Source organism: Ottowia sp. (assembly GCF_047601385.1).
In the GTDB taxonomy this organism is placed as follows: Bacteria; Pseudomonadota; Gammaproteobacteria; order Burkholderiales; family Burkholderiaceae_C; genus Ottowia.
In genome coordinates, this window is record NZ_JASGJP010000001.1 from 301014 (window position 1) to 321129 (window position 20116).

Sequence of the window (20116 nt, forward strand, 5' to 3'; positions counted from 1 at the left end):
CCCTTCATGAGTGCCACCACCTACGAATCCAAAGACGGCGTCGCGCTGATCACCATCAACCGCGCCGAGGCCCGCAACGCCATCAACAACGAGGTCGTGCAGGGCCTGGCCGCCGCCTGGCAGCGCTTCGCCGCCGGCGACGACCGCGTGGCCGTGCTGGCCGGCGCCGGCGACCAGGCCTTCTCGGCCGGCGCCGACCTGCGCGACATGCCCAAGGACATCTGGCGCGCCATGCCCAACTTCGCGGTGCGCTGCGACAAGCCCATCATCTGCGCCGTCACCGGCTTCGCCGTCGGCGCGGGCTCCACCTTCGTCATGCTGGCCGACCTGGCGGTGGCCGAGGAGCAGGCCAAGTTCATCTACCCCGAGGCCAAGATCGGCGCCTTCGCCGGCGTGATGGCGGGCTTTCCGCCGCGCATGCAGTACAAGGCCGGCCTCGAATGGCTGATGACCGGCGACCCCATGGGCGCGCAGCGCGCCTACGAGATCGGCCTGGTCAACCGCGTCGTGCCCCAGGGCCAGGGCCTGGCCGCCGCGCTGGAGATGGCCGGCAAGATCGCCGCCAACGCGCCCCTGGTGGTGCAGGCCATGAAGGCCATCGCGCGCGACACGCTGCCGCTCTCGCCCACCGAGCGCTACTACCCCCAGCGCAGCATGCTCGAAGGCATCGCCCACAGCCACGACATCCAGGAGGGCGTGGCCTCGTTCAAGGAAAAGCGCCCGCCCCAATTCACCGGCCGCTGAAACCGACCTGCTCCAAGGAGTCCGCACCATGACCTTCTCACGCCGCACCGCCGCGCTGGCCCTGCTGGGCAGCCTGGCCGCCCTCTCGCTGCCCGCCCTGGCGCAGGAGTGGCCCGCCAAGCCGGTCCACTTCATCACGCCGTACCCGCCCGGCGGCTCGTCCGACATCATCACCCGCTTCGTCGCCGACCGCGTCGCCAAGCTGCTGGGCCAGCCCGTCATCGTCGAGAACAAGCCCGGCGCCGGCGCCACCCTGGGCACCGAATACGCCGCGCGCGCCGTGCCCGACGGCTACGCGTTCTTCGTCACGCCCATGGCCACGGTCACCATCGCGCCCTGGCTGCGCAAGGTGAACTATTCGCTCGACAGCTTCGTGCCGGTGGCCAAGCTCAGCTCGTCCTACGGGTTGATCACGGCCCGCAAGGACGCGCCGTTCAGCGACTACAAGGAGTTCGTCGCCGCCGCCAAGGCCAGCCCCGGCAAGTACACCTTCGCCTCCAACGGCGTCGGCACCGTGGTGCACCTGACGGGCGTGCTGCTGCACAAGCAGACCGGCGTCAACGCCGTGCACGTGCCCTACAAGGGCGCGGTGGAATCGATGACCGACCTGATGGGCGGCCGCATCGACCTCATGTACGACCCGGTGACCGCGCCGCGCGTGAAGGCCGGCGAACTCAAGGGCCTGGCCACCACCAGCGACCAGCGCAACCCCGAGCTGCCGAACATCCCGACGCTGAAGGAGCAGGGCTTCACCATCGACTCGGGCAGCTGGTTCGGCATCTTCGCGCCCAAGGGCACGCCGCAGGCCATCGTGGACAAAATGGCCGAGCACATGCGCCAGGTGCTGGCCGCGCCCGGCGTGCGCGAGCAGTTGCAGCTGTCGGCGATGTACCCCGACTACGAGGGCCCGGCCGACTTCGCCAAGCGCGTGCAGGCCGACTCGGCCCGCATGCGCGACGTGATCCAGAAGGAAGGCTTGAAGGCGGAGTGAGCAAGCGCCAGGCGCTCTTCAATCGATAGCTGCCGGCGCTTGCCGGACGGGCGCTGGAGGCATTTTTCCCTTGAATCCCTGACCGATGGTCAGGGATGCGCCGCGATCCAGTCGCTGAACCGCGGGTGCTCGCGCAGCGTGCGAAAGCAGAAGCCCTGCGCCTTCAGGCTGGTGATCAGCGGCTCCAGCCCCACCGGCACCTGCGGCACCTCGCGCGACCACACGCCCAGGTGCGCCAGCAGCACGTCGCCGGGCCGCACGCGCGCCACGGCCTGCGCGAGCTGCTTGTCGTCAGGGCCCTTGGCGGCGGCGGCGCGGTCGCTCAGGAACGCCACGGGCGCGGCATCGACATGCAGCCAGCCGCAGGCCTGGGCCGCCGCCAGCAGCTTGGGCGAGGTCCGGCCGTCCGGCGCGCGGAACAGCGGCAGCGGCCTGGCGCCGGTGACGTAGCCCACCCGGTCGGCCGCCTGCGCGATGTTCTCGCAGTACTTGGCGGCACCCCAGGTGAAGGTGCGGCCGGCGAAGGCGCCCAGCGCGGGCCGCACGCGGAACTGCGGCTGCACACCGCGCTCGTCGCCCAGCCAGGCGACCTCGTCGCGCGTGCGCGAGGCGAAGGCATGGCCCTCGGCGCCGCGCGCCTTCCACCAGGGCGCCCAGTTGGTGTCCAGCGCGTCGCCGCTGGCCGTGGCCGCGGCGGAGGCGAAGAAGGTGGCGCGCACCTGCTGGCGCTGCAACACCACGGCGACCAGCGGCGCCACGGCCATCGAGCCGGTGTCGAAGGCGAGGTACACCGGCTTGTCGCACGCCGGCGGTTGAGTCTGCGCGCCGGCGCTGCCGGCCAGCGCGCAGAGGGCCAGCAGCCCGGTCAGGTGGCGGCGTCGGCTGTGCATGGCTGGGTTCCTTTCAGCGCTTTTCGCGCCGCTCGCGGGCGCGGCGCTGCTGGCGGGTTTCGCTGGCGCGCCGGGCGGCCTGCTCCTTCTCGCGCCGGCGGGCACGCCAGCCGCGCGAAAAATAGCGGCCGAGGGCGAAGCTGCCGGCGGCGCAGACCAGCAGGATAAGGACGGCAATGGGCGACAGGTTCATCACTCCACCCGCACGATGCCGGTCGGCTTGAAGCCCAGGTCCGCCGCCTTGCCCTTGCGCGCACGGGCGGCGCGGGCGTTGTTCAGGCTGCGGATCTCCAACTGGTCCTCGCGCGGCTTGCCGCCGCGGCCGATGCCGAAGATGCGCACGCTGCGCACGTAGGCCGCGGCGCCGGCCAGGCTGTCCTTGGGCTCCAGGTCGATCAGGGTCAGACCGCGGCCGCCCTTCTCCATCAGCTTCAGCTCGCCGATCTCGAAGGTCAGGATGCGGCCCAGCGCCGAGGCGCAGGCCACGTGCGTGGCCGCTACGCTTCCGATAGCTGCAGGCGCTTGCCCCGCCTGCGCTGGAGGCTGTTTTGACTCAGATTCCAGGGCCACGATGGAAGGCCGGCACACCTGCTCGCCCGCGCCCAGCGTGACGAAGGTCTTGCCGCCGCGCTGGCGCGAGAGCATGTGCTCCACCCGCGCCAGAAAGCCGTAGCCGCCCGAGCCGGCAAGCAGCAGCGTGGCCTGGGCCGGCCCGGCGAAGTAGTGCAGCGGCTGCGTGCCCGATTCCAGGTCGATCAGCGTGGTGATGGGCTGGCCGTCGCCGCGCGCGCCGGGCAGGCTGGCCACGGGCACGGTGTACACGCGGCCGTTGCTGCCGAACACCAGCAGCTGATCGACCGTGCGGCACTCGAAGGTGCCGTACAGCCCGTCGCCGGCCTTGAAGGCGAAGGCCGCGGCGTCGTGGCCGTGGCCCTGGCGCGCGCGCACCCAGCCCTTCTCGCTGACGACCACCGTGACCGGCTCGTCCAGCACCTTGACCTCGGCCACGGCCTTCTTCTCGGCCTGGATCAGGGTGCGGCGGGCGTCGGCGAACTGCCTGGCGTCGGCCTCGATCTCCTTGACCATCAGGCGCCTGAGGCTGGCGGGGCTGCCCAGGATGTCCTCCAGGCCGGCCTGCCGCTCGCGCAACTCCTTCAGCTCCTGCTCGATCCGGATGGCCTCCAGCCGCGCGAGCTGGCGCAGGCGGATGTCGAGGATGTCGTCGGCCTGCCGCTCGCTCAAGGAGAAGCGCGCGATCAGCGCCGCCTTCGGGTCCTCGGCCTCGCGGATGATGGCGATCACCTCGTCGATGTTCAGCAGCACCAGCTGCCGGCCTTCGAGGATGTGGATGCGGTCCAGCACCTTCTGCAGCCGGTGCTGGCTGCGGCGCGTGATGGTCTGCTGGCGGAACTCGACCCACTCGGTCAGCATCTGGCGCAGGCTCTTCTGCACCGGCTTGCCGTCCAGGCCCACGCTGGTCAGGTTGATGGGCGCGCTGCTTTCCAGGCTGGTGTGCGCCAGCAGGGTGTTGATCAGCTCGTCCTGGCCGATGGTGCGGCTCTTGGGCTCGAACACGAGGCGCACCGGCGCGTCCTTGCTGGATTCGTCGCGCACCCCGTCCAGCACGGCCAGCACGGTGGCCTTGAGCTGGTTCTGCTCCTGCGTCAGCGCCTTCTTGCCGGCCTTGACCTTGGGGTTGGTCAGCTCCTCGATCTCCTCCAGCACCTTCTGCGTGGAGGCGCCGGGCGGCAGCTCGGTCGCCACCAGCTGCCACTGGCCGCGCGCCAGGTCCTCGATCTTCCAGCGCGCGCGCACCTTCAGGCTGCCGCGGCCGCCGCGGTAGGCGTCGTGGATGTCGCCGGCGGGGCTGATGATCTGGCCGCCGCCCGGGTAGTCGGGGCCGGGAATCAGGGCGAACAGCTCGTCGTCGGGCAGCTGGGGGTTCTTGACCAGGGCGACGCAGGCGTCGGCCACCTCGCGCAGGTTGTGGCTGGGGATCTCGGTGGCCAGGCCGACGGCGATGCCGCTGGCGCCGTTCAGCAGCGCGAAGGGCAGGCGCGCGGGCAGCTGGCGCGGCTCCTGCTCGCGGCCGTCGTAGTTGGGCACGAAATCGACCGTGCCTTCGTCGATCTCCTCCAGCAGCAGGCGGGTGATCCTGGCCAGGCGCGCCTCGGTGTAGCGCATGGCGGCGGCGCCGTCGCCGTCGCGGCTGCCGAAGTTGCCCTGGCCGTCGATCAGCGGGTAGCGCTGGCTGAAGTCCTGCGCCATGCGCACCAGCGCGTCGTAGGCGGCGGTGTCGCCGTGCGGGTGGTACTTGCCCAGCACCTCGCCCACCACGCGCGCGCTCTTGACGGGCGAGGCCGCCGTGTTGCCGCCCGTGCCGCCGTACCCCAGGCCCATGCGGTCCATGACGTAGAGGATGCGGCGCTGCACCGGCTTCTGGCCGTCGCACACGTCGGGCAGCGCGCGGCCCTTGACCACGCTGAGCGCGTATTCGAGGTAGGCCCGCTGGGCGAAGGTGGCCAGGGGCAGGTCGTCGTCCGACCCGCCGCCGGCCCCGGTCAGGTCGAGGACCGTCTGATCGTTCATTCGGGGATGTGCTGAAAAGGCTGAAAGGAAAAGGTCATTCGCCGCCGAGCGATGCCAGCGGGTGGCCTGGGGCCAGCTCCACGCGCACGCGGCCGTTCGTTCGCGCACCGAAGGTGGCCGCCGCCGCCTCCGGCCGCGCCGGCGCGGGCTTGAAGGCGCCGTACAGGCCCATCACGGTCTTGACGTAGCCCTGCGTCTCGCGGAAGTTGGGAATGCGGTTGCCGGCGCGCTGCACGGCGCCCTCGCCGGCGTTGTAGGCGGCCAGTGCCAGCTCCAGCTCGCCCTTGAAGAGGCGGATCAGGTCGGCCAGGTAGCGCGCGCCGGCGTCGATGTTGGTGCGCGGGTCGGTCAGCTTCTGCTCGATGCTGCGCGCGGGGATCGGCCGGCCCTGGCGGTCCGTGCGGCCCGCGGCGTCGGCCGCCACGCCGTAGCGCTGGGCCGTGTCGGGCATGAGCTGCATCAGCCCGACGGCGCCCTTGGGCGAGACGGCGCCGGCGTCGAAGCCCGACTCGGCCGCCACCACGGCCTTGAGCAGCTCGTAATCGACCCGGTGCCTGCTGGCGGCGGCGCGCAGGTGCTTCTGCGCCGCCAGGTAGCCCCTGGACGCGTCCAGGTCGGCAAAGCGCCGGGGCAGCGGGGCGGCCGGCTGCTCGGGCTCGGCGGGCCGCAGAGCACCCAGGTCGAGCCGGGCCACGTCGCCGCCCTTATAGAACAGCGTGTAGCGTCCATCGACCTGCGTGGCCGCGAGGTGCGCGACGCCCTGCCCGTCCACGTAAGCCCACAGGTCGGCGCGGGCGCTCAGGTGCAGGAACGATAGCGCAAGACCCAGCAGGGGCCAGCGCCAGCGGCCCAAAGCACTTGAAAGAACCCAGCGGGTTGGCATCATAAGGTCAGATGTCGATCTCCACGGCGTCGCCGTGCAGTTCCATCAGCTCGCGCCGCGCGGCGGCCTCGCCCTTGCCCATCAGCTTGGTCATCTCGGCGGCGGTCTGGCTGAAGTCGAACGCCCCCAGCCGCACTTGCAGCAGGCGCCGGGTGTCGGGGTTGAGGGTGGTTTCCCACAGCTGCTCGGCGTTCATCTCGCCCAGGCCCTTGAAGCGGCTGATGGTCCATTTTCCTTCAGGCACGCCGTCCTTGCGCAGTTTGTCGAGGATGGCGGTCAGCTCGCCTTCGTCCAGCGCGTACAGCTTGGCGGCGGGCTTCTTGCCGCGCGCCGGCGCATCCACGCGGAACAGCGGCGGGCGCGCCACATAGACGTGGCCGGCGTCGATCAGTTTCGGGAAGTGGCGGAAGAACAGCGTCAGCAGCAGCACCTGGATGTGCGAGCCGTCCACGTCGGCATCGCTCAGGATGCAGATCCTGCCGTAGCGCAGGCTGGACAGATCAGGGGTGTCGTTCGGGCCATGCGGGTCCACGCCAATGGCGACCGAGATGTCGTGGACTTCGGTGTTCTTGAACAGCAGGTCGCGATCGACTTCCCAGGTGTTCAGCACCTTGCCGCGCAGCGGCAGCACGGCCTGGGTCTCCTTGTCGCGGCCCATCTTGGCGCTGCCGCCGGCCGAGTCGCCCTCGACCAGGAACACCTCGTTCAGCGACAGGTCGCGGCTCTCGCAGTCGGTCAGCTTGCCGGGCAGCACGGCCACGCCGCTGCCCTTGCGCTTTTCCACCTTCTGGCCGGCCCTTTGCCGCGTCTGCGCCGCCTTGATGGCGAGTTCGGCCAGCTTGCGGCCGTAGTCCACGTGCTGGTTCAGCCAGAGTTCGAGCGCCGGACGCACGTAGCTGGAGACCAGCCGCAGCGCGTCGCGCGAATTCAGCCGCTCCTTGATCTGGCCCTGGAACTGCGGGTCGAGCACCTTGGCGCTCAGCACGTAGCTGGCGCGGGCGAACACGTCCTCGGGCATCAGCTTGACGCCCTTGGGGCAAAGCGCGTGCAGCTCGATGAAACCCTTGACGGCCTGGAACAGCCCGTCGCGCAGCCCGCTGTCGTGCGTGCCGCCGGCCGTGGTGGGGATCAGGTTGACGTAGCTCTCGCGCACCGGCGCGCCGTCTTCGGTGAAGGCCACGGCCCACTGCGCGCCCTCGCCTTCGGCAAACGCTTCGGCGTCCTTGCCGGCGTAGCCCTCGCCCTCGAAGATGGGGATCACGGCGTCGGCCGGCAGGGTCTGCTCCAGGTAGTCGCGCAGGCCGCCCTTGTACTGCCAGGTCTGGGTGTCCTTCTTCTTCTCGTCGATGAGCTGCACCGTCACGCCGGGCATCAGCACGGCCTTGCTGCGCAGCAGGTGCACCAGTTCGGTATGCGGCAGCGCGGCGGACTCGAAGTACCTGCCGTCGGGCCACACGCGCACGGTGGTGCCCTGCCTGCGGTCGCCCTCCTGCTGCTTGCGCAGGTGCAGCTTCTCGACCACGTCGCCGCCTTCGAAGGCGAGCGTGGCGACCATGCCCTCGCGGTGGCTGGACACCTGCATGCGCCTGGCCAGCGCGTTGGTCACGCTCACGCCCACGCCGTGCAGGCCGCCGGAGAAGCTGTAGGCGCCGCCCTGCCCCTTGTCGAACTTGCCGCCGGCGTGCAGGCGGGTGAAGACCAGCTCCAGCACGGGGGCCTTCTCCTCCGGGTGCGGGCCGTAGGGGATGCCTCGGCCGTCGTCCTCGACGCTTACCGAGCCGCCTTCGTGCAGCGTGACCTTGATCTTCTTGCCGAAGCCGGCCAGCGCCTCGTCGGCGGCGTTGTCGATCACCTCCTGGATGACGTGCAGCGGGTTGTCGGTGCGGGTGTACATGCCCGGCCGCTGCTTGACGGGCTCCAGCCCTTTCAGGACCTTGATCGAGCCTTCGGAATAGCCGGCGGAGGACGAGGCGGGTTGCGTAGCCATAGCCGGCCATTCTAACTTTTGGCGGCCGGATTACTGGATGCAATCACAGACCGCCGCCGTGAATCAAGAGCAAAATCGGCCTCCAGCGCCCGTCCAGCAATCGCCGGCAGCTATTTAATTCATAGCTATCGTATCATCGCCCGCATGCACATCCCACACCAAGGCCAGCCGCCCTCGCCCTGGGTCGTGCGCTGGGCGCGGCTGATCGCCCCCGGCGCGCCGGTGCTGGACGTGGCCTGCGGCAGCGGCCGCCACCTGCGCTGGCTGGCCGCCCGGGGCCACCCGGTGACGGGCGTGGACCGCGACGCGCAGGCGCTGGCCTCCCTCGCCGGCCTGGGCGAGCTGATCGAGGCCGACATCGAGAACGGTCCCTGGCCCCTGCCCGGCCGCCGCTTCGGCGCCGTGGTCGTCACCCATTACCTGTGGCGCCCGCTGCTGCCCACGCTGCTGGCAAGCGTGGCCGAAGGCGGCGCGCTGATCTACGAGACCTTCGCCGCCGGCAACGAGACGGTGGGCAAGCCCGCGCGCCCCGACTTCCTGCTGCGCCCCGGCGAGCTGCTGGCCGCCTGCGCCCCGCCCGGCTGGCGCGTGGTGGCCTACGAGGACGGATTCTTGGACGCCCCAGCGCGCTTCGTGCAGCGCATCGCCGCCGCGCGCGAGGCCGATCAACCGGGCGCGGCGCCGGCGCGTTATCCGCTGTAGGCACCACCCCGGCACACTAAAATGCGTGTTTCCGCCGAATAAGCCCGGACTTCATGACCCCCATCACAGGCAGCATCGTCGCCCTCGCCACCCCCATGCTGGAGGACGGCAGCGTCGACTACCCCACCCTGCGCAAGCTGATCGACTGGCACATCGCCGAAGGCACCGACTGCATCGGCGTGGTCGGCACCACGGGCGAGTCGCCCACCGTCGACGTCGAGGAGCACGAGGAGATCATCCGCGTGGCCGTCGAGCAGGCCAAGGGGCGCGTGCCCATCATGGCCGGCTGCGGCGCCAACTCCACCGCCGAGGCGATCGAGCTGGCGCGCTACGCCAAACAGGTCGGCGCCGACTGCCAGTTGCAGGTCGTGCCCTACTACAACAAGCCCACGCAAGAAGGCCAGTACCGCCACTTCAAGGCCATCGCCGAGGCCGTGGGCGACCTGCCGATGGTGCTGTACAACGTGCCCGGCCGCACCGTGGCCGATATGCAGCACGACACCGTGCTGCGCCTGGCGCAGGTGCCCGGCATCGTCGGCATCAAGGAGGCCACGGGCAACATCGAGCGCGCGCAGTGGCTCATCCGCGACGTGCCTCAGAGCTTCGCCGTCTACTCCGGCGACGACCCCACCGCCGTCGCGCTGATGCTGTGCGGCGGCCAGGGCAACATCAGCGTCACCGCCAACGTCGCCCCGCGCCTGATGCACGAGTTGTGCGTGGCGGCGGTCGCCGGCGACCGCCGCACCGCCATGGACATCCAGTTCAAGCTGATGCCCCTGCACAGGCACCTGTTCGTCGAGGCCAACCCCATCCCCGTCAAGTGGGCCATGGCCCGCCTGGGCCTGTGCGGCCCGGCCATGCGCCTGCCGATGACGCCGCTGGAACCTGCCAACCAGCCGGTGGTCGAACAGGCGCTGCGCGCCGCCGGCCTGCTGTGAACGCGGTCAAACTCCTCTTTTGATAGCTGCTGGCGCTTGCTGCATAAGCGCTGGAGCCCGTTTTTTATCCGAATCCGATCTGAAGGAATGCCGAACGTGACTTCCCAACCACGCACCCGCCTGACCACCGCGCTGGGCGCCGCGCTGCTGCTGGCGGCCGGCGGCTGCTCCGTGCTAGAGCCCGACAAGATCGACTACAAGAGCGCCGGCCGCGGCACCTCGCTCGAAGTGCCGCCCGACCTGACGCAGCTGCCCGGCCAGTCGCGCTACCAGATGCCCGGCGGCGCCGTCACCGCCAGCGGCTTCCAGGCCGGCCAGGCCGCCACCGTGGCCGCCGGCGCGCCCACCGCCAGCAGCACCATCGGCGACGTGCACTTCGAGCGCCAGGGCGGCGAGCGCTGGCTGCGCGTGGACCGCCCGGCCGACAAGCTGTGGAGCCCGGTGCGCGACTTCTGGCAGGAGAACGGCTTCCTGCTGGCCGTCGACCAGGCCAACATCGGCCTGATGGAAACCGACTGGGCCGAGAACCGCGCCAAGATCCCGCAGGACTTCATCCGCAACACCGTCGGCAAGGTGTTCGACTCGCTCTACTCCACCGGCGAGCGCGACCGCTTCCGCACCCGCATGGAGCGCAACGCCCAAGGCGGCACCGACATCTACATCACCCACCGCGGCATGGAGGAGGTGTATGCCTCCGCCCGCCGCGACTCCACCGTCTGGCAGCCGCGCGCGCGCGACCCCGAGCTGGAGGCCGAGTTCCTGCGCCGCCTGATGGTCAAGCTCGGTGTCTCGCAGGAGCAGTCCAAGGCCATGGTGGCCAGCGGCGGCACGGCGGCAGCGGCGACTGGCGCAGCGCAGGCGCCGGTCAACGCGCAGGTGGTGGCCCTGCCCGGCGGCGCCCCGGCGGTGCAGGTCGCCGACGAGTTCGAGCGCGCCTGGCGCCGCGTCGGCCTGGCGCTGGACCGCACCGGCTTCACCGTCGAGGACCGCGACCGCAGCAAGGGCCTGTACTTCGTGCGCTACGTCGATCCGTCGGTCGAGAAGAAGGAGCCCGGCTTCTTCGGCAAGCTGTTCGGCGCCGGCAGCCAGCAGCTGCCCACCACCAAGTACCAGATCGCCGTGCGCGGCGAAGGCAGCGGCAGCACCGTCAGCGTGCTCGACGACCAGGGCGTGCCCGCCCCCGCCGCCGATGCGCAGCGCATCGTCAAGGTCCTGGTGGATGAGCTGAAGTGAGCCACCCCCAGGCTCCACGCGCTGCGCGCTGTCGCGCCGCCCGTCGGAGCGCCGCCCGGCCGCCCGAAGGTGCGACAGCCCCCTTGGGGGGCAGCGCAGCGTGGGGGCGCTGTGACTGGGGCGCGCCCGCTGGCCGGGGAAACCCCGGCCACGGGTGCACTGGCATGGCCTGCTCCGCGGCCTTTCGCGCCGCGCTGCTTCATGCCATGCGGGCAGCGCACGGCACGGTGAACCCGTAGAAACAATGCTGCGGTTCCGCAGCCTGGCCAGCGGCAGCTCGGGCAACGCCACGCTGGTCGAGGCGTTCGACGGCCTGCGCCGCACGCGGCTGCTGATCGACTGCGGCCTGGGCCTGCGCCAGCTCGATGAGCGGCTGGCCCGCGCCGGGCTCTCGGCGGCCGGGCTGGACGCCATCTTCATCACCCACGAGCACGGCGACCACATCGGCTGCGCGCTGGCCGTGGCCGCCCGCAGCGGCACCCCGCTGTGGATGAGCGCCGGCACCCGCGCGGCGCTGCCGGACGCGACGGCGGCCCCGCGCGTCGCCGCCGACGGCCAGGCCATCGCCATCGGCGGCCTGCAGGTGCTGCCCTTCACCGTGCCGCACGATGCGCGCGAGCCGCTGCAGCTCACCTGCACCGACGGCGACCGTCGCCTGGGCGTGCTGACCGACCTGGGCCACGTCACCACGCACGCGCTGACGCATTTGGCCGGCTGCCACGCGCTGATGCTGGAGAGCAACCACTGCCCCGCGCTGCTGATGGCCTCGCGCTACCCGCCCTTCCTCAAGCGCCGCGTCGGCGGCCAGCACGGGCACCTCAGCAACGCCCAGGCCGCCGATGCACTGGCGCGGCTGCGCCACGACCGGCTGCGCACGGTGGTCGGCGCGCACCTGAGCGAGCGGAACAACCGGCCCGAGCTGGTGCGGGCCGGCTTCGGCCAGGCGCTCGGCTGCGGTGCCGACGACGTGCTCGTCAGCAGCCGCCACGGCCTGGACTGGCTGAACGTGTAGCGCCACGAAAAAGCCACCCGAAGGTGGCTTTCCTGCGCGAAGCGGGCAGTGCCCGCCTGGGCGACTTACTTACTTGCTGGCAGCGGCAGCGGCGGCACTCGCAGCCGCGGCGGCGGCCGTGGCAGCGGCATCGGCCGCGGTGGCGGCAGCCGTGCTGGCGGCGGCGCCGACGGCAGCGCCAGCGGCCGAGGCAGCCTCGCCAGCGGCGGAAGCGGCGCTGTCCATCGCGGCACCCGCGGCGGAAGCAGCGGCATCGGCGGCAGCACCGGCGGCGGACGCGGCCTCGGCGGCGCTGGTAGCGGCGGCTTCAGGCGCGGGGGCCGGCGCCGGAGCTTCTTCCTTCTTGCCGCAGGCAGTCAGGGCGGCGGCGGCGATCAGGGCGGCCAGTACAAGCGATTTATTCATTTCAGTGGTCCTCGTCTGAGAAATGGAAGATATTTTCCGGAAAGCATCAAAACGCCGAAGATGGGCCATGCGCCCAGCGTCCTGAGTGAGAGAAAGGAAAAACTACTCGAACTCTTTCCGCTCAACCAGCGATTGTAGCGATGGCTCAACGCAATTGTCGCTTACCCTGATGCGGCCAAGCCACGCCGCAACAATCTCTCACAAACCCAGTGTGGTAGCCGGGAACCCGGGCGTGCTGCGGCCCAGCCAGTGGTCGATCTGCTCACGCAGCAACTGGCGGCGCTCGGCCTCGCCCCCGCTGACGCCGCCGCTGCGCAGCGGGTCGAGGCGCTGCAAGACCCAGCCCGGCGACCACAGCGCGCTGGGCAGATCCTGCGGGTCGGCGCTGGGGCAGGCCCGGCATTCGATCCTGTGCGACCACTGGCGCCGCCATTCGACGAAGCGCGCATGCTGGCGCGGCACCTCGTCGTAGCGCCTGGCCAGCATGGTGAAGCGGCGGCCGGCGCCGCGCGCCCAGGCGTGCAGCGCTTCCACGCAGGCGCGCTCGCCCAGCGGCCAGTCGTGGAACGAGGCATCGCACAGGATCAGCTCGCGCCAGCCCTCCTCGGCCGCACGCGCCAGCGCGTCGCGCACGAGCTGGCGGAAAGTCTCGCGGCCGGCGAAGGCGCCTTCCGGCAGCCCGGCACCGGGTTCGGTCGTGGCCTCAGTCGTCATGCAGCCACCCCGCCTGCTTCCATTGCGCGAGCAGCTCGCGAGCGCCGGCGCTCAGGGCCGCGACCTCCGTGGCGCCGAGCACCCGTTGGTCGGCCAGCCGGCGCATCAGCCGCGCGTCGCGCCCGCCGGCGCGGTAGCTCTCGCCGTTGATGAAGACGTGGCGGGCGTCATAGAGCATGCGCGTGCGGCGGTCGAGCGCCACCGCCGCAGCCAACTGCACGTCTTCGCTCCCGGCGTCGAACCACACGCTGGGCTTGGGCTCGGTCATCACCTCGCCCAGCAGCATCGCCAACTGCTCGGGATCGCGCAGCGCGCGCGCCACGGCGTCGCGCGCGAAGTCCAGCATGGCCTCGGGCAACAGCGCCGGCGTGGCGGTGGCGGGCTGGCTGGGATCGCGGTAGGCCGCGTCGCCCAGCGCCTCGCCGGCCTCGTCGGCCAGGCGCTGCAACAGCTCGCGCGCCAGTTCGCCGCGCGCCGGTTGCCGGAAGCCGATGGAACAGGTCATGCATTCGCCCACGGCCACGCCGTCGTGCGCCCAGCGCGGGGGCAGATAGAGCATGTCGCCGGGGTCGAGCAGGACCTCCTCCTCGGGCTCGAAGCGGGCCAGGATCTTCAGCGGCAGGCCCTCCACCAGGCTCAGGTCCTTCTGCCGGCCGATGCGCCAGTGCCGCTGTCCGTGCGCCTGCAGCAGGAACACGTCGTAGCTGTCGAAATGCGGGCCGACGCCGCCACCGTCGGTGGCGTAGCTGATCATCACGTCGTCCAGCCGCGCGTCGGGCACGAAGCGGAACTGCCGCAGCAGCGCGTGCACGCTGGCGTGGTGCAGGTCCACGCCCTGCACCAGCAAGGTCCATTCCGGCTGCCCGAGCGGCGGCAGCGCACGGCGCCCGAAGGGGCCTTGGCGCATTTGCCAGCCACCGCCGGCCTGGGCGACCAGGCGCGATTCCACCGCCTCGTCGCCCGCCAGATCGAACAGCGCGGAACGCGACAGCGGGGGCTCGAAATCCGCGATGGCCTGGCGCACCAGCAGCGGCTTCTTCTGCCAGTGGCGCTTCATGAACTGCGCGGGCGTCAGGCCGCCGAGCAGGCGCAGGGGTTGGTCGATGTCCATGCCGCAAGCATACGCACGCGCGGCGGCGGGCCGTGGCCCGATGCGACAATCGGCGGATGGAAATCAATCCCCCCTGCGTCGTCGCCCTGACCTGGACGCTGAAGGACAGCCTGGGCGAGACCCTGGATGCGCTGGGCGAGCCCGTGGAGTTCCTCGTCGGCGGACACGACCTGCTGCCCGCCATCGAAGCCGCGCTGCGCGGCCACGAGGCCGGCGCCGCGCTCGACCTCAACCTGGAGCCGGAAGCGGCGTTCGGCGACTTCGACGACCAGCTCGTCTTCCTGGCGCCGCGCGGCCAGCTGCCCGAGGGCATCGAGGAAGGCATGCTGCTGGAAGCCTCCGCCCTGCCACCCGACGTGGTCGCGGGCGCGCCGAAGGACGCGATCCTGACCGTCACCGAGCTCTACCCCGAGCACGCCGTGCTCGACGGCAACCACCCGCTGGCCGGCATCTCGCTGCGGCTGCGCCTGAAAGTGGCCGCGGTGCGCGAGGCGACCGAGGAGGAGGTGGAAAGCGGCAGCGCCGGCACCGGCTTCTTCCGCCTGCAACCGATGGCGCCGGGCAGCGACCAACTGCACTAAAGAAAACGGCACCTCGCGGTGCCGTTCAATTGCATCTACCAGCCTTCAGCGATAAAGCTGATCGCCCTCGGCGCGCACGCGGTCGCCGATCTGCACGTTGGGCGGCTGCGCGTAGTCGAAGCTGCGCATGCCGCCGTTGTCGAACTGCACGGTGACGCGGTAGATGTCCATGCCGCCGCGGTTCGTGTTCTGCTCGATCGAGCGGCCGATCAGCGCGCCGCCCACCACGCCGGCGATCGTGGCCGCGGCGCGGCCGCCACCGCGGCCGATCTGGTTGCCCGCCAGGCCGCCCACCGCGCCGCCAACCACCGCGCCCGCCACGCCGCTGGCCTGGTTGCCGCGCAGGTATTCGACATTGGTCACACGCCCCATATTGGCGTAGCCCGGGCTGCTCGGATAGGCGCCGGGATTGGCGGGGTACTGATGCCCCCCTTGTTGGTAGTAGCCAGGCGCTGCGCACGCGGCCAGCATGGCGGCAGCACCGATGGCGGCGACGGACGAAAGCAGTCGTTGTGTGGTTTGCATGGAAATCCTCCAAAAACAGGCGAGGCGACACAGGATAAATAGTGCCTGTTGCGATTAACGCATCAGCACCTCATTGAATGCACGGCTGGGAGGTAAAAACATCCGGCATGTGCGCTTCAAAACGTAAGCCTGTCGGCCGGCCGGACGCAGGAACTCGCTGACAGGCGACGGTACCCAGCCTCAGCCCCGGCCAGTGGACCCGTAGCCGCCCGCGCCGCGCGGCGAGGTGGCCGCGAAATCGTCCACCAGGTTGAAACTGGCCTGCACCACCGGCACGATGACCAGTTGCGCGATGCGCTCCATCGGCTCGATGGTGAAGGGCGTGGCGCTGCGGTTCCAGGCGCTGACCATCAGCTCGCCCTGGTAGTCGCTGTCGATCAGCCCCACCAGGTTGCCCAGCACGATGCCGTGCTTGTGCCCCAGGCCCGAGCGCGGCAGGATCAGCGCCGCGTAGCCCGGGTCGGCCAGGTGGATCGCCATGCCCGTGGGCACCAGTTGCCAGGCGCCGGGCGCCAGCAGCAGGGGCGCCGGCAGGCAGGCGCGCAGGTCCAGCCCGGCGCTGCCGGGCGTGGCATAGGCGGGCAGCTGCGCGCGCAGCCGCTCGTCGAGGATCTTCACGTCGAGCTTCATGTCTCGGCCCCCGACACGCGGCGCGCGATCTCGGCCACCAGCTGCCGTGCCAGCGCGCGCTTGCTGGCGCGCGGCAGCTCCGTCACGCCTTCGTCATCGACCAGCAGCAGCGCGTTGTCGTCGCGCCCGAAGGTGGCCGGGCCGATGTTCGCCACCAGCAGCGGCACGCCCTTGCGGGCGCGCTTGGCCTGGGCGTTGGCCTCCAGGTTCTCGCTCTCGGCGGCGAAGCCCACGCAGTACAGCTCGCCGGACTGCGCGCGCGGCGAATGGGCGACCTCGGCCAGGATGTCGGGGTTCTCGACGAAGGCCAGCTGCGGCACCTCGCCCGAGCCGTCCTTCTTGATCTTGTGCTCGGCGGCCTGCGCCGGCCGCCAGTCGGCCACGGCGGCGGTTGCTATGAATATACTAGCTGCCAGCGCTTTATCCACGGCCACTGCGTGCATATTCCGTGCTGAATCCACGTCGATGCGGCGCACTCCGCGCGGCGTCGGCAGGTGCACCGGGCCAGCGACGAGCGTGACCTCGGCGCCCGCCTCGCGCGCCGCGCGGGCGATGGCGAAGCCCATCTTGCCGCTCGACAGGTTGGTGATGCCGCGCACCGGGTCGATGGCCTCGAAGGTCGGCCCGGCCGTCACCACCACCCGCTCGCCCAGCAGCGGCTTGGGCGCCAGGAAGGCGACCAGCTCCTCCAGCAGCTCCCCGGCCTCCAGCATGCGGCCGTCGCCGGTCTCGCCGCAGGCCTGGTCGCCGTAGGCCACGCCCAGCACCTGGGCGCCGTCCAGCATGGCCTGGCGCAGGTTGCGCTGCGTGGCCGGGTGCGCCCACATCTCGCGGTTCATGGCCGGCGCCAGCAGCAGCGGCACGCGCTCGACGGGCCGCGCCAGGCACAGCAGCGGCAGCAGCTCGCCCGCCCGCCCCTGCGCCAGCTGCGCGATGAAGTCGGCGCTGGCCGGCGCGACGACCACGGCGTCGGCCTCGCGGCTGAGGTTGATGTGGGCCATGTTGTTGCCGGGCCGCGCGTCCCACTGCGACACATAGACCGCCCGGCCCGAGAGCGACTGCATCGCCACCGGCGTGATGAACTGGCAGGCCGCCTCGGTCATCACCACCTGCACCGTGGCGCCGGCCTTGGCGAGCAGCCGGCAGAACTCCGCCGCCTTGAAGCAGGCGGCGCCGCCCGACAGCCCCAGCACGATATGGCGGCCTTGCAGCTCGCCGGCGACGTCGTTCGTATTCATCATGGCGCGCAATGTAGCAAAAGGAGCGGCTTCTATAATCGGCATTTCCCACCGAGCGGAGGCTTATGGCCTTCGTCCTGACATGACCAAATTCGTCTTCGTCACCGGCGGTGTGGTGTCTTCCCTGGGCAAGGGAATCGCCTCGGCCTCCCTGGCCGCGATCCTCGAATCGCGCGGCCTCAAAGTCACCCTCATCAAGCTCGATCCGTACCTGAACGTCGATCCGGGCACCATGAGCCCGTTCCAGCACGGCGAGGTCTTCGTCACCGACGACGGCGCCGAGACCGACCTGGACCTGGGCCACTACGAGCGCTTCATCACCAGCCGGATGAAGCGCAGCAACAACTTCACCACCGGCCAGATCTACAAGAGCGTGCTCGAAAAAGAGCGTCGCGGCGACTACCTGGGCAAGACGGTGCAGGTGATCCCGCACGTCACCAACGAGATCCAGGACTACATCAAGCGCGGCGCGGGCTACGGCACCTCCGGCGCGGTTCATGTCGCCATCGTCGAGATCGGCGGCACCGTGGGCGACATCGAGTCGCTGCCCTTCCTGGAGGCGGTGCGCCAGCTCAGCCTCAAGCTCGGCGCCAACCAGAGCGCCTTCGTGCACCTGACCTACCTGCCCTGGATCGCCGCCGCCGGCGAGCTGAAGACCAAGCCCACCCAGCACACGGTGCAGGAGCTGCGCAAGATCGGCATCCAGCCCGACGCCCTGCTCTGCCGCGCCGACCGCGCCATCCCGCAGGACGAGCGCGAGAAGATCAGCCTGTTCACCAACGTGGCGGCCTGGGGCGTGATCAGCATGCCCGACGTGGACACCATCTACAAGGTGCCGCGCCTGCTGCACGAGCAGGGCCTGGACGGCCTGATCTGCGACAAGCTGCGCCTGAACACGCCGCCGGCCAACCTCAAGCGCTGGGACGCGCTGGTGCACGAGGTGGCGCACCCGCAGCGCGAGGTCACGATCGCCATGGTGGGCAAGTACGTCGATTTGACGGACAGCTACAAGTCCGTCAACGAAGCGCTGCGCCACGCCGGCATGCGCAACCACGCGCGCGTGACCATCGACCACGTGGACTCCGAGACGATCACCCCCGCCAACGTGGCGCAGCTCGCCAAGTACGACGCCATCCTGGTGCCGGGCGGCTTCGGCTCGCGCGGGGTGGAAGGCAAGATCGCCACCGCCCGCTACGCGCGCGAGCACCAGGTGCCCTACCTCGGCATCTGCCTGGGCATGCAGGTGGCGACCATCGAATACGCGCGCCACGTCGCCGGCCTGGCGCAGGCCAACAGCACCGAGTTCGACCCCGCCACGCCGCACCCCGTGATCGCCCTCATCACCGAGTGGCAGGACAAGGACGGCAGCATCCAGCAGCGCAGCGAGCAGTCCGACCTGGGCGGCACCATGCGCCTGGGCGCGCAGAGCTCCGACGTGCTGCCCGGCACGCTGGCGCACAAGATCTACGGCGACGTGGTGACCGAGCGCCACCGCCACCGCTACGAGGCCAACGTGCACTACCTCGACAAGCTGCGCGAGGCCGGCCTGGTGATCTCCGCCCTGACCCAGCGCGAGCACCTGACCGAGATCGTCGAGCTGCCCGAGGCCGTGCACCCCTGGTTCATCGGCGTGCAGTTCCACCCCGAGTTCAAAAGCACGCCGTGGGACGGCCACCCGCTGTTCAACGACTTCATCCGCGCCGCGCTGGCGCACCAGAGCGCGCGCACGGGCCAGCCGGCGGCGCTGAAGGCGGTGAAATGAAGCTGTGCGGATTCGACATGGGGCTGGACAGGCCCTTCTTCCTCATCGCCGGCCCCTGCGTGGTCGAGAGCGAGCAGCTTCAGATGGACGTGGCTGGGCAGTTGAAGGAAATGACCGCCGCGCTCGGCATCCCCTTCATCTTCAAGAGCAGCTACGACAAAGCCAACCGCAGCTCCGGCGCCAGCTTCCGCGGCCCGGGCATGGACAAGGGGCTGGAAATTCTCGCCAAGGTGAAGCGTGAGCTGAATGTGCCGGTGCTGACCGACGTGCACACCGAGGCCGAGGTGCCCGAGGTCGCCGCCGTGGTGGACGTGTTGCAGACCCCCGCCTTCCTGTGCCGCCAGACCGACTTCATCCGCGCCGTGGCGCAGTCGGGCAGGCCCGTGAACATCAAGAAGGGCCAGTTCCTGGCACCGCACGACATGAAGAACGTCATCGACAAGGCCCGCGCCGCCGCGCGCGAGAAGGGCCTGCCCGACGACGTGTTCATGGCCTGCGAACGCGGCGCCAGCTTCGGCTACAACAACCTGGTGAGCGACATGCGCAGCCTGGCCATCATGCGCGAGACCGGCGCGCCGGTGGTGTTCGACGCCACGCATTCGGTGCAGCTGCCGGGCGGCCAGGGCACCAGCAGCGGCGGCATGCGCGAGATGGTGCCCGTGCTGGCGCGCGCGGCCGTGGCCGTGGGCGTGGCGGGCCTGTTCATGGAAACGCATCCCGACCCGGAGAACGCGCTGTCCGACGGCCCCAACGCGGTGCCGCTCAAGCACATGAAGGCGCTGCTCGAAACCCTGGTCGCGCTGGACGGCGTGACCAAGCAAAACGGTTTTCTCGAAAACAACTTTGGAGCCTGAAACCATGCCCGCCGGCTACATCATCGCCAACGTCAGCGTCACCAACCCGCAGCAGTACGAGGAGTACAAGAAGTGGTCCACCGAGGCCTTCCGCGTGCACAACGCCGAGATCTGCGTGCGCGGCGGCAAGTTCGAGGTGATGGAGGGCGACTGGCAACCCGAGCGCGTGGTGATCGCCAAGTTCCCCTCCTTCGAGGCCGCCAAGGCTTTCTACGACTCGGCGGAATATCTGCGCGCGCGGCAAGCGCGCGAGGGCGCGGCCATCATGCGGCTGGTGGTGATCGAAGGCATCTGAATACTACACTTCTGATAGCTGCCAGCGCTTGC

General features: G+C 70.4%; 21 protein-coding genes. 10 read left to right on the top strand and 11 right to left on the bottom strand.

What is annotated here, in order from left to right:
* Window positions 1-6 precede the first annotated feature (6 nt).
* Together QM772_RS01405 and QM772_RS01410 are read left to right on the top strand one after the other, a co-directional pair.
* Window positions 7-744, top strand: a complete 738-nt coding sequence (locus QM772_RS01405; protein ID WP_415133424.1) for an enoyl-CoA hydratase/isomerase family protein — start codon at window positions 7-9, stop codon at window positions 742-744.
* 28 nt (window positions 745-772) lie between these two features.
* The gene (locus QM772_RS01410; RefSeq protein ID WP_415133426.1) at window positions 773-1735 is read left to right on the top strand and encodes a tripartite tricarboxylate transporter substrate binding protein; all 963 of its coding nucleotides are present in this window, start codon (window positions 773-775) and stop codon (window positions 1733-1735) included.
* 89 nt (window positions 1736-1824) lie between these two features.
* On the opposite strand, the gene QM772_RS01415 is transcribed toward QM772_RS01410, so the two are convergent.
* From QM772_RS01415 to QM772_RS01435, 5 genes are read right to left on the bottom strand one after another with little or no spacing between them, the layout of a single operon-like run.
* Window positions 1825-2625 (bottom strand): polysaccharide deacetylase family protein, encoded by an 801-nt coding sequence (locus tag QM772_RS01415; RefSeq protein WP_415133428.1) that lies wholly within the window; start codon window positions 2623-2625, stop codon window positions 1825-1827.
* 13 nt (window positions 2626-2638) lie between these two features.
* The gene (locus QM772_RS01420) at window positions 2639-2818 is read right to left on the bottom strand and encodes a hypothetical protein (protein WP_415133430.1); all 180 of its coding nucleotides are present in this window, start codon (window positions 2816-2818) and stop codon (window positions 2639-2641) included.
* Window positions 2818-5214 (bottom strand): DNA topoisomerase IV subunit A, encoded by a 2397-nt coding sequence (gene parC / locus QM772_RS01425; RefSeq protein WP_415133432.1) that lies wholly within the window; start codon window positions 5212-5214, stop codon window positions 2818-2820. Before parC ends, QM772_RS01420 begins: the two co-directional genes overlap by 1 nt.
* A 34-nt stretch (window positions 5215-5248) precedes the next feature.
* A complete protein-coding gene (locus QM772_RS01430) occupies window positions 5249-6100 on the bottom strand; it encodes a lytic transglycosylase domain-containing protein (protein ID WP_415133434.1) in 852 nt (283 codons plus the stop codon).
* Window positions 6101-6104: 4 nt separating this feature from the next.
* Window positions 6105-8084 carry a DNA topoisomerase IV subunit B gene (locus tag QM772_RS01435; protein WP_415133436.1) on the bottom strand — a complete coding sequence of 660 codons (1980 nt, stop codon included), beginning with the start codon at window positions 8082-8084 and terminating at the stop codon, window positions 6105-6107.
* Between the two features lie 144 nt (window positions 8085-8228).
* Here QM772_RS01435 and QM772_RS01440 point away from each other — a divergent pair, with 144 nt between their 5' ends.
* From QM772_RS01440 to QM772_RS01455, 4 genes are all read left to right on the top strand, one after another.
* Window positions 8229-8786: a class I SAM-dependent methyltransferase gene (locus tag QM772_RS01440; RefSeq protein WP_415133438.1), complete on the top strand. Its 558-nt coding sequence runs from the start codon at window positions 8229-8231 to the stop codon at window positions 8784-8786.
* Window positions 8787-8839: 53 nt separating this feature from the next.
* Window positions 8840-9724: a 4-hydroxy-tetrahydrodipicolinate synthase gene (gene dapA, locus QM772_RS01445; RefSeq protein WP_415133440.1), complete on the top strand. Its 885-nt coding sequence runs from the start codon at window positions 8840-8842 to the stop codon at window positions 9722-9724.
* Between the two features lie 96 nt (window positions 9725-9820).
* The gene (gene bamC / locus QM772_RS01450; RefSeq protein ID WP_415133442.1) at window positions 9821-10957 is read left to right on the top strand and encodes an outer membrane protein assembly factor BamC; all 1137 of its coding nucleotides are present in this window, start codon (window positions 9821-9823) and stop codon (window positions 10955-10957) included.
* Window positions 10958-11201: 244 nt separating this feature from the next.
* On the top strand, window positions 11202-11969 hold the full coding sequence (locus QM772_RS01455; RefSeq protein ID WP_415133444.1) for an MBL fold metallo-hydrolase: 768 nt from the start codon (window positions 11202-11204) through the stop codon (window positions 11967-11969).
* A 69-nt stretch (window positions 11970-12038) separates the two neighbouring features.
* Here QM772_RS01455 and QM772_RS01460 read toward each other — a convergent pair whose 3' ends face one another.
* The 3 genes from QM772_RS01460 to QM772_RS01470 form a co-directional block, all read right to left on the bottom strand.
* The gene (locus QM772_RS01460) at window positions 12039-12374 is read right to left on the bottom strand and encodes a hypothetical protein (protein WP_415133446.1); all 336 of its coding nucleotides are present in this window, start codon (window positions 12372-12374) and stop codon (window positions 12039-12041) included.
* A gap of 198 nt (window positions 12375-12572) precedes the next feature.
* The gene (locus tag QM772_RS01465; RefSeq protein WP_415133448.1) at window positions 12573-13088 is read right to left on the bottom strand and encodes a hypothetical protein; all 516 of its coding nucleotides are present in this window, start codon (window positions 13086-13088) and stop codon (window positions 12573-12575) included.
* On the bottom strand, window positions 13078-14199 hold the full coding sequence (locus QM772_RS01470) for a JmjC domain-containing protein (RefSeq protein ID WP_415133450.1): 1122 nt from the start codon (window positions 14197-14199) through the stop codon (window positions 13078-13080). The genes QM772_RS01465 and QM772_RS01470 overlap by 11 nt, the downstream gene beginning before the upstream one ends.
* Window positions 14200-14255: 56 nt before the next feature.
* On the opposite strand from QM772_RS01470, the gene QM772_RS01475 reads away from it, so the two are divergent.
* On the top strand, window positions 14256-14780 hold the full coding sequence (locus QM772_RS01475) for an FKBP-type peptidyl-prolyl cis-trans isomerase (protein WP_415133452.1): 525 nt from the start codon (window positions 14256-14258) through the stop codon (window positions 14778-14780).
* Window positions 14781-14825: 45 nt separating this feature from the next.
* On the opposite strand, the gene QM772_RS01480 is transcribed toward QM772_RS01475, so the two are convergent.
* From QM772_RS01480 to coaBC, 3 genes are all read right to left on the bottom strand, one after another.
* A complete protein-coding gene (locus QM772_RS01480) occupies window positions 14826-15305 on the bottom strand; it encodes a glycine zipper 2TM domain-containing protein (protein ID WP_415133454.1) in 480 nt (159 codons plus the stop codon).
* Window positions 15306-15485: 180 nt separating this feature from the next.
* Window positions 15486-15935: a dUTP diphosphatase gene (gene dut, locus QM772_RS01485; RefSeq protein WP_415133456.1), complete on the bottom strand. Its 450-nt coding sequence runs from the start codon at window positions 15933-15935 to the stop codon at window positions 15486-15488.
* Window positions 15932-17176 (bottom strand): bifunctional phosphopantothenoylcysteine decarboxylase/phosphopantothenate--cysteine ligase CoaBC, encoded by a 1245-nt coding sequence (gene coaBC / locus QM772_RS01490; protein ID WP_415133458.1) that lies wholly within the window; start codon window positions 17174-17176, stop codon window positions 15932-15934. The genes dut and coaBC overlap by 4 nt, the downstream gene beginning before the upstream one ends.
* A 79-nt stretch (window positions 17177-17255) precedes the next feature.
* Between coaBC and QM772_RS01495 the strand changes: the two genes are divergently transcribed.
* The 3 genes from QM772_RS01495 to QM772_RS01505 are packed head-to-tail and all read left to right on the top strand — an operon-like array spanning window position 17256 to window position 20084.
* Window positions 17256-18935 (top strand): CTP synthase, encoded by a 1680-nt coding sequence (locus QM772_RS01495; protein WP_415133460.1) that lies wholly within the window; start codon window positions 17256-17258, stop codon window positions 18933-18935.
* Window positions 18932-19789 carry a 3-deoxy-8-phosphooctulonate synthase gene (gene kdsA, locus QM772_RS01500; protein WP_415133462.1) on the top strand — a complete coding sequence of 286 codons (858 nt, stop codon included), beginning with the start codon at window positions 18932-18934 and terminating at the stop codon, window positions 19787-19789. The genes QM772_RS01495 and kdsA overlap by 4 nt, the downstream gene beginning before the upstream one ends.
* A 4-nt stretch (window positions 19790-19793) precedes the next feature.
* Complete coding sequence (locus QM772_RS01505) at window positions 19794-20084, top strand: DUF1330 domain-containing protein (RefSeq protein ID WP_415133464.1); 291 nt, start codon at window positions 19794-19796, stop codon at window positions 20082-20084.
* Window positions 20085-20116 lie beyond the last annotated feature (32 nt).